The organism is Burkholderia sp. 8Y (assembly GCF_902506145.1).
Lineage (GTDB): Bacteria > Pseudomonadota > Gammaproteobacteria > Burkholderiales > Burkholderiaceae > Caballeronia.
In genome coordinates, this window is sequence record NZ_LR733519.1 from 2,234,299 (window position 1) to 2,247,340 (window position 13,042).

The window sequence follows — 13,042 nt, forward strand, 5'->3', positions numbered from 1 at the left end:
CGCGGCTTCATCGCAGCGCGCCCGGATGATGCGAGCGAGGCGGCTCAGCCGCGCACGCCCCACAGCTCGAGCTTGAGTTGCGGGAAGTCGCCGGCGACATGCAGCGCGATGCCGCCGTGCTGCGCGACCGTGTCCCAGAGCGGTCCGGAGCGCGACAGCTCGAAGTAGACATAGCCCGCGTTGAACGGAATCTGGCGCGGCGGCACCGGCAAACCTTGCAGCGTGATGCCGGGCAGGTGCGCGCGCACGAGGTCCGGCAGACGCTCCGACGGGCCGACCTTCGCTTGCGTGGCGAACTGCGCGAGCAGGGCGTCGGGCGGCATCGCGGCCGAGACGGCGAGCACGATGGAGCTGAAGCTGCGAATCTCGCTCGGATCGACCACCGCGTTGCGCATGCCGTAGCCTGCATCCTCGAATGCAATGGCCTGCGCGCTGCGAACGAGCACGGCGTTGAGTAGCCAGTGCGTGTCGTCGACCACGGGCTTCAGGCAGACATGCGGCTCGATGTGCTGGTACGGCGGGTGACTCTCCAGCGGCCGCCGCGTGCTCGTGCGTACGTAGGTGGACAGCTCGCCCGCCATGCTGATGAGCAGTGCGTAAAGATCGGCGGGCGAAGTGGTCGGCACGCGGCGCATGTGCTGCAGCAGCGGCTCGTAGCGGTTGAGCGTTTGCAGCAGCAGATAGTCGGACACTTCCGCGACCGAGCCCGCCTTGCCGTCGCTGCCGGTCAGCCGGCTGGCGAGCGCATTGGCGCGCAGGCGCGTGAGTTCGTGAATCTTGTTGAGCCAGCTTTCGAGCAGCGTGCTTGCGCCATAGCCGGAGACGGGCGGCACGAGCGTATCGTCGAGCTGGATGCTGCCGTCCGCGCGGATCGATTTGACCTTGGTGAGCGGCAACCCGATCCACGCGTCGGTCATCTCCTTCTCGGGCACGAGGCGGAGCCGCAGGTTCGAAAGCTGGACCGTGCGCGCGCCCTGACCGACCGAGTTGGTATCGCGCAGGTCCGAATCGAACACGGCGTAGCGCGCGAGCGAATCGGCGGAGTCGTCGAACGTGGTTTCCTCGCCGTTGGGCACGCGGATCGGCGTCGCCAGATGGATGACCTGTTCCAGGTGCTCGGAACGGATGCTGAGCGGCGGCGGAGGCGGCGTGCTGCCCGGCGCGTCGAACGGCGTGCCGTCCGCGAACACGCCGCTCGCGGACTTGATGATGACCTTGCCGAGGGCGAGCGCTTCGTTGTCGATCGCGAAGTGGCTGAAGCCGAAGAAGAACGGCGACAGCGACGCTGCCCGCTTGTGAGCGAACTGCTCGAGGTAGCGTTCCTGCTGCTGGAAGAGTTGCGGGCGCAGGAAGAGGCCTTCGCTCCAGGTGACCTTGTTGTACCAGCTCATATGCGTGAGTCCTTACCTATTTTTTCTGTTGTTCGGCTTGTTCGTCGACGATCCTGATTGCGTTCCCGTCGAGATTGATCGTCAGCTTGAGTTTGGGCGAGAAGATGCGATACCACGCGGCGCTCGGCGCGGCGGGTAGCGGCCAGACGGCACGCCAGACGGAATTCGGCAAATCCCGGTACGCGGCGATCACGCCGAGCACCGTGGCGGCCTGTTGCGCGTCGCGCTTGATCGCCCGGGTGTCGCCGGGGCGCATCTGGAACTGGTCGCGGCTCACCAGGTCGTCGGCGAGCGCAGTCTTGTCCTTGTCCTGCAGGGAGAAGAAGTCCGCTTCGTTGAAGGCGGCCGCGTCCTTCAGTTCGTAGACACGAACAATAATCGGCGCGGCGCGCTTCTGGTCGTCCGGATTGACACCCGACGCTGCCTTCAGCGTCAGCGTCATCTTGACGGGTTCGTGGGGTGGAGCGGGGTCGCTGCTCGCGCACGCGGCGAGTCCCAGCGTGCAGATGAATGCAACGAGGACGGATTTGAACGGGCGCATCAGAGAAGAAACAGGTAAGGAATCGGGCATCGAAAGGGCCCGGCGCACCAGACAGCGTGCGCCGGGCCTTGGGCCAGGCTACGTCAGGACGCTTTACGCTTCCTTGTTGAGCTTGATGTCGTAGCCCGCGGTCACGGCGCCGCCGCTACCGCCCTGGGCGTTCTGCACCACGTATTCCTGCTTCACCTTGGCGAACGACAGGCGGACGCTTTCCGTGATGCCGTTGTCCGTGTTGCTGCCCGAAGGCGCCACGCGCGTGACGATCACATCGCTCATCGTGATCTTCAGGTATTCCAGCGGATTGCCGCCGGCCTTGCGGACCGTCAGAACGGCCTGATCGATGTGCTTGCCGGTCAGGCAGTACTTCATCAGGTTCGGGCTTGCGCGGTCGACGAGGTGCACGAAGGCCAGATCTTCGACGGTCGCCTTGCCGGCGCCGCCGCCCGAACCCATGTGCATGTTCGACTGCTGGGAAATTTCCCAGCCCCAGCTCTTCACTTCGATCTCGTTCTTGTGAGCCGAATCCTGCGATTCGCCATCAATGCCGTTGATCTTGATAAAGATGTCCTGTGCCATCTTGCTACTCCTTGTTATTGAAACGTACTACTGCTTTCTACGGGCTTTGGAGTCCGTATTTCTTGAATGCTTCGAGTACCGATCGCCGGCGCCTGCCGGCGGATGTCGGAGCGGACTACACGCGCTTCATGCCGCTCAGGCCGCGTCCTTCACGGACGGAAGACGCGCGACGAGACGCAGCGAAACGGTCAGACCTTCGAGCTGGAAATGCGGACGCAGGAAGAACTTGGCCTGGTAGTAGCCGGGATTGCCTTCCACTTCCTCGACGACCACTTCCGCCGCGGCGAGCGGACGGCGTGCCTTCGTTTCCTGCGACGAGTTGGCCGGGTCTGCATCGACGTAGTTCATGATCCATTCGTTCAGCCAGCGCTGCATGTCTTCGCGCTCGCGGAACGTGCCGATCTTGTCGCGCACGATGCACTTGAGGTAGTGCGCGAAACGCGAGCATGCGAACAGATACGGCAGACGTGCCGACAGGTTCGCGTTGGCGGTGGCGTCCGGATCGTAGTATTCCGCCGGCTTTTGCAGCGACTGCGCGCCGATGAACGTCGCGTGGTCCGTGTTCTTCCGATGCACGAGCGGAATGAAACCGTTCTTCGACAGTTCCGCTTCGCGGCGGTCGGAGATGGCGATTTCGGTCGGACACTTCATATCCACGCCGCCGTCGTCCGTCGGGAACGTGTGGCACGGCAAGTTATCGACCGTACCGCCCGATTCCACGCCGCGAATCAGCGAGCACCAGCCGTACAGCTTGAACGAGCGGTTGATGTTCACGCCCATTGCGTAGGCTGCGTTGGCCCACGCGTAGTTGCGATGATCGGGGCCGTTCGTGTCTTCCTCGAAGTCGAACTCATCGACCGGATTGGTCTGCGCGCCGTACGGCAGGCGGGACAGGAAGCGCGGCATGGCGAGGCCGATATAGCGCGCGTCTTCCGTGTTGCGCAACGCATTCCACGGTGCGTATTCCAGGTTTTGCGTGAATATCTTCGTGAGATCGCGCGGGTTGGCGAGTTCCTGCCACGATTCCATCTGCAGCACCGAAGGCGATGCACCGGAAATGAACGGCGTATGCGCGGCGGCGGCGATCTTGGCGATGGAGCCGAGCAGGTCGACGTCGGGCGGCGTGTGGTCGAAGTAATAGTCAGCGACCAGGCAGCCGTACGGCTCGCCGCCGAGCTGACCGTATTCCTCTTCGTAGATCTGCTTGAAGAGCGGGCTTTGATCCCACGCGAGACCCTTGTAACGCTTCATCGTGCGACGCAGTTCTTCCTTGGATGCGTCCATGAAGCGGATCTTCATGCGCTCATCGGTCTCGGTGTTCGAGACGAGGTGATGCACGCCGCGCCACGCCGATTCCAGTTTCTGAAAGTCGGTGTGATGCAGGATCAGGTTGATCTGTTCCGACAGCTTGTGGTCGATCTGCGCGATAATCGCTTCGATGCTCTTGTACGCGTCGTCGCTAATGGTGAGCGACTGCTGCAACGCCTGCTCCGCGAGCGTGCGGACCGCATGCTCCACCGCATCGCGTGCCTCGTCGGTTTTCGAGCGGAATTCCTGTGCGAGCAGCAGGGAAAAGTCGCTCGTTGTTTCGGTGGCCGCCGCTGCGGCCTGTGCCATCTGTTTTGCCATCGTGAACCTTCTACGTGCTGTTTATTCGCTGTGCGTGTTCGGGCTTGGGCGCGTGTGGCCGCTCGTCCGTTATTGCGCGGTCTGATCCGCTTCGGACTTACGTGCGCCGGCGTCCGCCTGCGGCTTCGGTTCGGCAGCGAGCGACTTCAGAAGCGCCGGGTCGGCCAGCAGCTTGTTGATGAGCGACTCGGCGCCCGACTTTCCGTCCATGTACGTTTGCAGATTGGCGAGCTGCGTGCGCGCATCCAGCAGCCGGCGCAGCGGCTCGACCTTGCTCGCGACCTTCGCCGGCGAGAAGTCTTCGATGCTTTCGAACGTCATGTCGACGAGCAATTGCCCTTCGCCCGTGAGCGTATTGGCCACCGAGAACGCGACGCGCGGCTTGATCGCCTTCATGCGCTCGTCGAAGTTGTCGATGTCGATATCGAGGAAGCGGCGGTCCGCGACGGGCGGCAGCGGTTCGACGGGCTTACCCGACAGATCGGCGAGCACGCCCATCACGAAGGGCAATTCGACCTTCTTCTCCGAGCCGTAGATCTCGACGTCGTATTCGATCTGCACACGGGGCGCACGATTTCTCGCGATGAACTTCTGTGAGCTGTTTGAGTTTGATGCGGACATGCATGACTCCGTAAACGTGGGGAGGATCGGCAGAACTCAGTTGAGCTGGCCGACGGGGAACGTGACCGCGGACGACGCGCTTTCGAACACGATCGCGGAGGCGGGCGCAGCGCTCTTGTCCGCGACGTCGATGCGAATGCTCGTGAGCGGGCGCTGCGACGAGAAGGCGTCGAGCCAGAGCGCGGAAAGCGCAGGCAGCACGTGCTGCTCGATGAACCCGATGAGCACGCGCGCACCGGTTTCCTGCACGAGGCAGTGGCCAACGATGTACTCGACGAGGTGCTCGCTGTATTCGAGCGCGATTTCGTGGCGCTCCGCCATGCGCCGCACGACATGGTTCAGATGCAGCCGCACGATGCTCGCAAGCGACTCTTGTGCGAGCGGCCGGTACGGCACGAGCGAGACCCGGCCGAGAAACGCCGCTGGAAAGACCTTGAGCAACTCGGGCGTGAGCGCGGTGCAGAGCGCGCCGTGGTCGGGCGCGAGCGCGGCATCGGCGCACAGACTCGTCACGAGTTCGGAGCCGGCATTGCTCGTCAGGAGGATCGTGGTGTTGCGGAAGTCGATATAGCGGCCATCGCCGTCCTCCATGTAGCCCTTGTCGAAGACCTGGAAGAACACTTCGTGCACGTCGCGATGCGCTTTCTCGATTTCATCGAGCAGCACGACCGAATAGGGCCGGCGACGCACGGCTTCGGTCAGCACGCCGCCTTCGCCGTAGCCGACGTATCCCGGCGGCGCACCCTTCAGTCCCGAGACCGTGTGCGCTTCCTGATACTCGCTCATGTTGATGGTGATGAGATTCTGTTCGCCGCCGTAGAGCGCCTCGGCGAGCGCGAGCGCGGTTTCTGTCTTGCCGACGCCCGACGGCCCCGCAAGCAGAAAAACGCCGAGCGGCTTCTTCGGATCGGTGAGCCCGGCGCGCGCCGTCTGCACGCGCTGACAAATCGACTTCAAGGCATCGCCCTGTCCGATGACGCGGGCCGCAATCGTTTGCGGCAGCGTGCGCACGGCGGCGACTTCGTCCTTGACCATGCGGCCCACGGGAATGCCGGTCCAGTCCGAGACGATTTCGGCGACGATGGCTTCGTCCACTTCCGGGAACACGAGCGGCGACTCCCCTTGCAGTTCGCGCAGTTCGTCCTCGAGGCGGCGAAGTTCCGCGATCGAAGGCGCGGCGGGTTGCTCGGCGTCGGCCGTTGGCGCGCCGGCGCTCGCTGCATGGCGCACCGCATCGCGTGCGGCGGCGAGTGCTTGCGCGGCGCGAAGCTGGTTCTGCCAGCGGGCGTCGATGATCGACTCCTCGGCGCTGAGCTCGCTGATGCGCGCCTGTGCCACGCTCACCGCGCGGTCGGCGTCGATGCCGATGCGCGCCTCCTGCTCCAGCAGATCAAGCTCGACCCGGGCCGCCTGCACGCGCTGGCGAATCTGCTGCAACTCACGCGGCGCCGCATGCTGCGAAAGCGCGACGCGGGCGCATGCGGTGTCAAGCAGGCTGATCGCCTTGTCGGGCAACTGCCGCGACGGAATATAGCGATGCGACAGCAGTACCGCTGCGCGGATCGCCTCGTCGCGCACGATCACGGCGTGGTGCCGCGAGAAAGCGGCCGCGAGCCCGCGCACCATTTCGATGGCCGCGCCTTCCGCAGGCTCCGGCACTTGCAGCACCTGGAAGCGGCGGGTGAGCGCCGGGTCCTTTTCGATGTGCCGCTTGTATTCCGACCACGTCGTCGCGCCGATCATGCGTACCGCTCCGCGCGCGAGCGCGGGCTTGAGCAGGTTGGCCGCATCGCCGGTGCCGGCCTGACCGCGCGCGCCCACGAGCGTATGGATTTCGTCGACGAACAGGATGATGGGCGTGGGCGATTTCACCGCCGCTTCCAGCACGCCTTTCAGACGCGCCTCGAACTCGCCCTTCATGCTCGCGCCGGCGAGCAGCGCGCCGACATCGAGTGTCATCAGGCGGACTTCCGCGAGCGACGGCGGAACGTCTCGGCTCGCAATGGCGAGCGCGAGCCCCTCGACTACCGCGGTCTTGCCGACGCCCGCTTCGCCGGTGAGCAGCGGGTTGTTCTGGCGGCGGCGCAGCAGGACGTCGATCATCGTGCGGATTTCCTGCTCGCGTCCGACGACCGGGTCGATTTCGCCTGCGCGGGCGCGCGCTGTCAGATCGAGGCAGTACTGGTCGAGTGGAGAGCCGCCAGTGGCTCCGCGCATCGCGCCCGAGCTTTCACCCGGCACGGCCGACGAGAAGTCGGTGTTGTCGTAGGGGGCGTCGTCGCCTTCAGGAGAACCGCTGATCCACGCGGTCAGCGTGTCGCCGGACACGTCGACCGGAATGCGGGCAAGCGACGGCGATACCGAAAGCAGCACACGCCGAAGTTCCGGCGTGCCCGCGAGCGCGGCGATCAGCCACGCGCCGCGAACGCGGCGGTCGCCGTGTTCGAGCGTGGCGAGCACCCATGCCCGTTCGATAGCGAGTTCGATGTAATGCGAGAAATCGCTGATCGAACTCGCGCCCGACGGCAGCGCATTCAGGGCGCGGGCGAGATCGCGTTCGAGCCCGTCCAGCTCGATGCCGGCGTGACGAACGATGCGATGCAGGTCGCTGTCGGGAAGTTGCAGTAGCTGGTGGAGCCAATGGACGAGCTCGACATACGGATTACCGCGGAGCTTGCAGAAGGTCGTGGCTGATTCAATGCTTCGGAACAGCGTGGCTCCGAGCTTTCCAAATAATGCTTGGCGGGAAACGGTCATTGTTTATTTTGATGTTCGGACGCCGTAATGAATGATGCGGCATCCATGCTTTCTTCTTCGTCTTTTTTGAGCGACCGTGCGTGGTGGATGTTGGCCCCGGTCTTTGCCGATCGCGTTGAACGGCAGCGATTATCCACGCCGTAGTCCGCGCGTCAACGAGCAAGCGTAAGAAAAATCATCTCGATATTGAACTTCATCAATTGCCATCCATGTAGAAGAACTCGGCCATTCGGAAATCTTCATGCGTTTCAGGCGTTTAACATTAAGACGTTAAGCCGGAGAATATCGAGATATAAACTATGTGCGCTCATCCAAGTTTGGATGCGGCGTCATCTCAAATTAATTGCTATGGACACCTTGGTTTCACCGTGTTCTAATCCGGCCCCGTCTTATTCTTGGAAAAGTGATTCGCACTCGTATCGAGGTTTTCCGATTGCGAATTGAAGATGCGATGAGACTTTCGAGACTGTTTCGCACCGGGCCGTCGAACGAGCGGCGTATCGAGCCGCAAGGTCAGCAGGTCTCCGGTAAAAGATTGAGCGGCGGGCAAGACGCGGGGCCGCGCGCACGCGGAGATGAGTTTCATGGCTCATCGTCATACGAAGAGAACCCGGTTCTCGATTTGCTCGGCGGGGCGGCCGATTCGAGTTCGGCACGCTTCATCGTCAAGGCCGCGGACGAGACGGGGAGCAGCGCCGGCGACCGTCTGATGGGCTCGCTGTACGACCAGTATTGCCAGGCCCTCGACTCGCCGCTCGCAACGCTCTCCGACGCCTGGGTCAATGCGGACAGCGGCGAAGACTTGTCGTTGGGCGATCAAGAGCTTGCGTCGCGCCGCTGGCGCGACGACGCCGTCAGCCCGGTCGCCGCTATCCTGGGCGACATCTCCAGCCTCGAGCAGGCCTTCGGGCCGATGCAGCCCATGGGGCCGAACGCTGCGGCGAGCATGGAGGACGTTCCCGAAGTGCTGCGGCTCTTCGCGCCTCCCGAATATCACGCCGCGTCGACGCGCAGGCCGAGCCCCATTTTGCCGTCGCTCGTGCGGCGCGAACATCACACGCTCGCCATCGACAGTCCTGTACGGCCCCTGAACACACCGCACGAACGCGAACGAAAAGAACCAGCATGAGCACAGATACGCCGAACTCGACGCACGCCAAGCCAGCGTCGCAGACAACCGATGAAGCGATCGCCAGCCTCGTCAATTCCATTCGCCGTGAACCCGCAGTCGCCGTGCATCGGTGGTCGCTGTTCCAGTGCTTCTGCGTGACGGGCGAGTGGGAACGGGCGATGCAGCAGTTGCAGGTCTACGGGCAGCTCGACGCCTCGGCCGAACGCGTGGTGCAGACGTTCCGCGATCTGATCCGCGCCGAACGCTGGCGCGAGCGAGTCATGGCGGGCACGCAGCAGCCGGCCTTCATCTACGACGACGCGCCCGGCTGGATGCGCTCGCTCATCGCCGCGCTGGGCTGCGCCGCGCAGGGCGACACCTGCGCCGCCGATCGGACACGCGAGGCCGCGCTAAATGGCGCGCCGCTCGTCGCGGGCCGTACGGCGGGACAGGCGTTCGAATGGATCGCCGACAGTGATTCGCGGTTGGGGCCGGTGTGCGAGTTCATCGCGGCGGGCAGCTATCGCTGGGTCGCATTGTCTGACATTGCGCGGTGGCGCGTGCGCCAGCCGTCGTCGCTGATCGATCTGGTCTGGACCCCTTGCACGCTCACGCTGCTCGACGGCGCGACGCTCCACGGCTTCGTTCCCGCACGCTATCCGCTCTCGCGCGATGGCGTCCACGCGTCGCGTGAGGCGCTTCACACCGGCCGGGAAACCGTCTGGGAAGAGCTCGGGCGTACCGGCGTGATCGGGCATGGCCGTAAGACTTGGTCCACGGATGCCGGCGACTTCAGCGTGTTCGAACTGTCGGACTGTGCGTTCGGGCAGGACGCGACGCAGGACGCAGCACCGCTCGTAGACGAGGAGTCGCACCAGTGAAGAACACGCACCGTCGGGGCTTTGCCGACGCGTCGTCGGCGCCGCGCCGGGCCGACTCACACCTGATGCCGACGCTGCTCGACCGGCTCCGTGACGACGCGCCGCAGCGCAAGAACGAAGCGCCCGGCGAGTACACCGTGACGCGGTCGCAGATGCGCGACATCATTCAGCGCGATCTGGCGTACCTGCTCAACGCCATCAATATCGAAGACCAGATCGACCGGGCCCGATATCCCGAAGCGGCCGCCTCGACGGTGAACTTCGGCGTGCCGCCGCTCGCGGGCGCTTTCGTCGCATCGCACCGTTGGCCCGACGTCGAAGCGAAGATCAAGCGTGCGATCGAGGACTTCGAGCCTCGCCTGATGCGCGACTCGCTGTCGATCGTGCCGCTGAACGGCGTCGACATCAACGGACGCTACAACAATCTAGCCTTCGAGATACGCGGCATGATCCGCATGGACCCCTATCCGCTGGAATTCATGGTTCAAAGCTCGCTGGATCTCGAGACCAGCCGTCTGCACGCCACCGCGCGCCGCGGCGCCTGACAGGGCGGCAGGGCGACATAACCCAGGCATCGTATGGACCCGAGGCTGCTCGACTACTACAACCAGGAACTGGTCGCCTTGCGCGACCTGGGCGCGGAGTTCGCGAAGGCGCATCCGAAGAATGCTCACCGGCTCGTCACGCAGCGCGACGAAGCCGTCGATCCCTACGTGGAGCGGCTCGTGGAATCGTTCTGCTTCATGGCCGCGCGCATGCAGGTCAAGCTCGACGCGGAGTTTCCACGATTCGCGGGCCGTCTGCTCGAGGTGATCTACCCGAACTACACCGCGCCGACGCCCTCGATGGCGGTCGCGCAGTTTCACCCAGACGCGCGATCCGACGAACTGATTCGCGGCGTCACGATCGCGCGGGGAACGGCGCTCGAGGGCCGCGTCGCGCCCGGCGAGAAAACGGCATGCCAGTTCCGCACGGGCCACGACGTGACGCTCTATCCGCTTGCGGTCACGCGCGCGACACTCGCCGGCGTGCCGCGCGACATTCGTGCGCTGGACCGCTACGTGCCGGAGCACGCGCGCGTGCGCGAGGCCTTGCGCTTGCGACTTCGGACGACGAACGGTGCGCGCATCGCCGACCTTCGCGGGCTCGGTCGCCTGCCGGTGTATCTGAGCGGCGATGAACAGGTGGCGTCGCATCTCTTCGAGCTTCTGCATTCGGCGAGCGTCGCCACGCTCATCGGCGCGCCCCACGATTTCGCCGATGGTACGCGGCCCTTGTCGGTCGTCACGTCCGGAGCGATCGCTCACGAAGGACTGCGCACGGATCAGGGCTTGCTGCCGCTCACCTGGTCGAAGTTCCACGGCCACAATCTCTTGCAGGAGTATTTCGCCTGCCCGAGCCGTTTTCTCTTCTTCACGCTGGCCGGACTCGAAGACGCGCTTCGCCGCATCGAGGGCGACGAAGTGGAGATCGTCGTGCTGCTGAACCAGTCGAGCGATCGCCTGAGCGGGCTCATCGACGCGTCGCGCTTCGCGCTCTTCTGTTCGCCCGTCATCAATTTGTTTCCGTGCCGCACTGACCGCATCGAACTCACGCACGCGGCGGCCGAATTCCATCTCGTGCCGAGGCGGCTCGCGCCGCTCGACTACGAGGTGTTCGCCGTCGAGTCGCTCGCCGGTCACAAGGGCAACGGCGCCGCCGGGCAGGAATTCCGGCCGCTCTACCAGACGCGCAACAGCGACGAGGGCAACTACGGCCGCTATTTCTCGCTGCGCCGAGAAAGCCGCGTGACGTCCGATGCGGCCCGCCGCAACGGACTTCGCACGCCGTACATCGGCAGCGAGGTGTACGTGTCGCTCGTGGATCAGCACAACGCGCCGTATGACGAAGAGATCCGCTACCTGTCCGTCGACGCGTGGCTGACCAATCGCGATCTGCCGAGCTTCGTTCCGCGCGATGGCGTGAACGATCTCTTCGGCAATCCGGATGCGCCTGTCGCCAGCATCGGGCTCATTCGCGCACCGAGCGCGCCGCGCGCACCTTTCGCGGAGCGCGAGACCGCATGGCGGCTCGTCCGGCATCTGAACTTCAACTACCTGCCGCTGGAAGAGATCGATCACCGGCCGGGCGGGCAGGGCCTGCGCGACATGCTGAGGCTCTTCGTCGCCGCCGACGACAGAATCCATCAGCGTCAGATCGAAAGTCTGGTCGGCGTGAAGACGCGCCCGGTCTCGTGCAAGCTGCCGGGTAAAGGACCGCTCGTGTTTGGGCGCGGCATCGAATGTCTGCTGACGGTCGACGAATCGGGCTTCTCAGGCGTCAGTCCTTATCTCTTCGGCGTGATTCTCGAGCATTACTTGATGCGGCACGTGTCCATCAATACGTTCACGCAGACGGAACTCCATTCCATGCAGCGCGGCCGTCTCATTCGCTGGCCGGTTCGCATGGGCGCGCGCGGAGGCACCTGATGAAGGGAGCCACGTTCACTTCGACGCTGCGCGACACCGCGTTCTTGCACCAAAGGCTGGAACGGCTGCAAGCGGAGCCGTGGCGATACGGCTTTCTTTCCGTGATGCGCCGCATCGGCGCGAATCCGGACATCGAGCCCGTCGGTGCGGCGCGCCGGCCGCACACCGAACCGTTCCGTCTTGGCCAGAAGCCCAGCCTGACGTTCGCGCCGCGCGAACTAGCGAGCGTCGGCGAACGCGACGGACGCCTCTTCGTGCGCCTGTTCGGCCTCGGCATGCTCGGTCCGAACGGACCGCTGCCCATTCACGTGACCGAGATTGCGCGCGAGCGCGAGGAAAGCCGGCGCGACCGCACGCTCGTCGATTTCCTGGATGTATTTCATCACCGCTACTTCACGTTGCTTTACCGGACGTGGGCTTGCGCGCAGTCGGCGGCGGATCTCGACCGGCCCGGTGCCGGCCGCGAGCGGTTCTCGTTTTACATCGGAAGCCTGAGCGGACAGGCGCCGGGCGAAATCGCAGCGCGCGCGCTTCCTGCGCATGCGCAACTGTCGGCGTCGGCGCACAGGGTCCGCGAATCGCGCGATCCGGACGGCTTGCGCACGACACTCGAACGCTATTTCGGTGTGCCCGTTGCCATCGACGAATACGTGTTCCACTGGATCGACATGGCGGCGGGCGAGCGCAGCCGTCTGGGCGCGCCGGGCGCACCGTCGACGATGGCCGGAGGCGCGATTCTCGGCGAGCGCGTGCCCGACCGTCAGTACCGCTTCAGGATCGTCATCGGGCCGCTCGACATCGATGCGTATCTGCGCTTCACGCCTCGCGGGGCGGACCTGCCGAGACTTGTCGACTGGGTACGCACGTTCCTCGGCCATGAATTTGACTGGGAACTGGAACTGCGCATCCGGGCGAAGAGCGCGCCGCCCGCCGTGATGGGCGGCCCGCAGCAGTTGGGATGGTCGGGATGGCTCGGCCAGTCGGGCAACGAAGAGCCGATCACGGGCATGCGATTCGAGCCCGAACGCTACATGACGGAACTCGCATCATGACGTGCGAGCCAGCAA

At 64.5% G+C, this 13,042-nt stretch carries 11 protein-coding genes; 5 read left to right on the top strand and 6 right to left on the bottom strand.

Going from position 1 to position 13,042, the window contains the following annotated elements; all coding sequences use genetic code 11:
• Positions 1-44 precede the first annotated feature (44 nt).
• From tssK to tssH, 6 genes are all read right to left on the bottom strand, one after another.
• Entirely contained in the window at positions 45-1,391 is a 1,347-nt protein-coding gene (gene tssK, locus GV035_RS09965; protein WP_159834762.1) for a type VI secretion system baseplate subunit TssK, read from the bottom strand.
• A 16-nt stretch (positions 1,392-1,407) separates the two neighbouring features.
• Positions 1,408-1,932, bottom strand: a complete 525-nt coding sequence (gene tssJ, locus GV035_RS09970; RefSeq protein ID WP_159835062.1) for a type VI secretion system lipoprotein TssJ — start codon at positions 1,930-1,932, stop codon at positions 1,408-1,410.
• Positions 1,933-2,025: 93 nt separating this feature from the next.
• Positions 2,026-2,508 carry an Hcp family type VI secretion system effector gene (locus GV035_RS09975; RefSeq protein ID WP_159834763.1) on the bottom strand — a complete coding sequence of 161 codons (483 nt, stop codon included), beginning with the start codon at positions 2,506-2,508 and terminating at the stop codon, positions 2,026-2,028.
• Positions 2,509-2,643: 135 nt separating this feature from the next.
• Positions 2,644-4,137 carry a type VI secretion system contractile sheath large subunit gene (tssC, locus tag GV035_RS09980; protein WP_159834764.1) on the bottom strand — a complete coding sequence of 498 codons (1,494 nt, stop codon included), beginning with the start codon at positions 4,135-4,137 and terminating at the stop codon, positions 2,644-2,646.
• A gap of 69 nt (positions 4,138-4,206) precedes the next feature.
• Complete coding sequence (gene tssB / locus GV035_RS09985) at positions 4,207-4,758, bottom strand: type VI secretion system contractile sheath small subunit (protein ID WP_159834765.1); 552 nt, start codon at positions 4,756-4,758, stop codon at positions 4,207-4,209.
• Positions 4,759-4,794: 36 nt separating this feature from the next.
• Positions 4,795-7,515: a type VI secretion system ATPase TssH gene (gene tssH / locus GV035_RS09990; RefSeq protein WP_159834766.1), complete on the bottom strand. Its 2,721-nt coding sequence runs from the start codon at positions 7,513-7,515 to the stop codon at positions 4,795-4,797.
• A gap of 451 nt (positions 7,516-7,966) precedes the next feature.
• Between tssH and GV035_RS09995 the strand changes: the two genes are divergently transcribed.
• The 5 genes from GV035_RS09995 to tssG all read left to right on the top strand — a co-directional run bounded on the left by GV035_RS09995 (position 7,967) and on the right by tssG (position 13,027).
• Positions 7,967-8,644: a TagK domain-containing protein gene (locus tag GV035_RS09995; protein ID WP_159834767.1), complete on the top strand. Its 678-nt coding sequence runs from the start codon at positions 7,967-7,969 to the stop codon at positions 8,642-8,644.
• Complete coding sequence (locus tag GV035_RS10000; RefSeq protein ID WP_159834768.1) at positions 8,641-9,507, top strand: type VI secretion system accessory protein TagJ; 867 nt, start codon at positions 8,641-8,643, stop codon at positions 9,505-9,507. The genes GV035_RS09995 and GV035_RS10000 overlap by 4 nt, the downstream gene beginning before the upstream one ends.
• A 65-nt stretch (positions 9,508-9,572) precedes the next feature.
• Positions 9,573-10,052, top strand: a complete 480-nt coding sequence (tssE, locus tag GV035_RS10005; RefSeq protein WP_159835063.1) for a type VI secretion system baseplate subunit TssE — start codon at positions 9,573-9,575, stop codon at positions 10,050-10,052.
• A gap of 33 nt (positions 10,053-10,085) precedes the next feature.
• Positions 10,086-11,975, top strand: a complete 1,890-nt coding sequence (tssF, locus tag GV035_RS10010; RefSeq protein ID WP_159834769.1) for a type VI secretion system baseplate subunit TssF — start codon at positions 10,086-10,088, stop codon at positions 11,973-11,975.
• Complete coding sequence (gene tssG / locus GV035_RS10015; RefSeq protein ID WP_159834770.1) at positions 11,975-13,027, top strand: type VI secretion system baseplate subunit TssG; 1,053 nt, start codon at positions 11,975-11,977, stop codon at positions 13,025-13,027. The genes tssF and tssG overlap by 1 nt, the downstream gene beginning before the upstream one ends.
• Positions 13,028-13,042: the final 15 nt, after the last annotated feature.

Excerpts from the sequence above, each read along its gene's own strand:
- GV035_RS09995 (WP_159834767.1), top strand. The coding sequence starts at position 7,967 with ATGAGACTTTCGAGACTGTTTCGCACCGGGCCGTCGAACGAGCGGCGT.
- tssH (WP_159834766.1), bottom strand. The coding sequence starts at position 7,515 with ATGACCGTTTCCCGCCAAGCATTATTTGGAAAGCTCGGAGCCACGCTG.
- tssC (WP_159834764.1), bottom strand. The coding sequence starts at position 4,137 with ATGGCAAAACAGATGGCACAGGCCGCAGCGGCGGCCACCGAAACAACG.
- tssK (WP_159834762.1), bottom strand. The coding sequence starts at position 1,391 with ATGAGCTGGTACAACAAGGTCACCTGGAGCGAAGGCCTCTTCCTGCGC.
- tssG (WP_159834770.1), top strand. The coding sequence starts at position 11,975 with ATGAAGGGAGCCACGTTCACTTCGACGCTGCGCGACACCGCGTTCTTG.
- tssE (WP_159835063.1), top strand. The coding sequence starts at position 9,573 with ATGCCGACGCTGCTCGACCGGCTCCGTGACGACGCGCCGCAGCGCAAG.
- tssJ (WP_159835062.1), bottom strand. The coding sequence starts at position 1,932 with ATGCGCCCGTTCAAATCCGTCCTCGTTGCATTCATCTGCACGCTGGGA.
- tssF (WP_159834769.1), top strand. The coding sequence starts at position 10,086 with ATGGACCCGAGGCTGCTCGACTACTACAACCAGGAACTGGTCGCCTTG.
- tssB (WP_159834765.1), bottom strand. The coding sequence starts at position 4,758 with ATGTCCGCATCAAACTCAAACAGCTCACAGAAGTTCATCGCGAGAAAT.
- GV035_RS09975 (WP_159834763.1), bottom strand. The coding sequence starts at position 2,508 with ATGGCACAGGACATCTTTATCAAGATCAACGGCATTGATGGCGAATCG.
- GV035_RS10000 (WP_159834768.1), top strand. The coding sequence starts at position 8,641 with ATGAGCACAGATACGCCGAACTCGACGCACGCCAAGCCAGCGTCGCAG.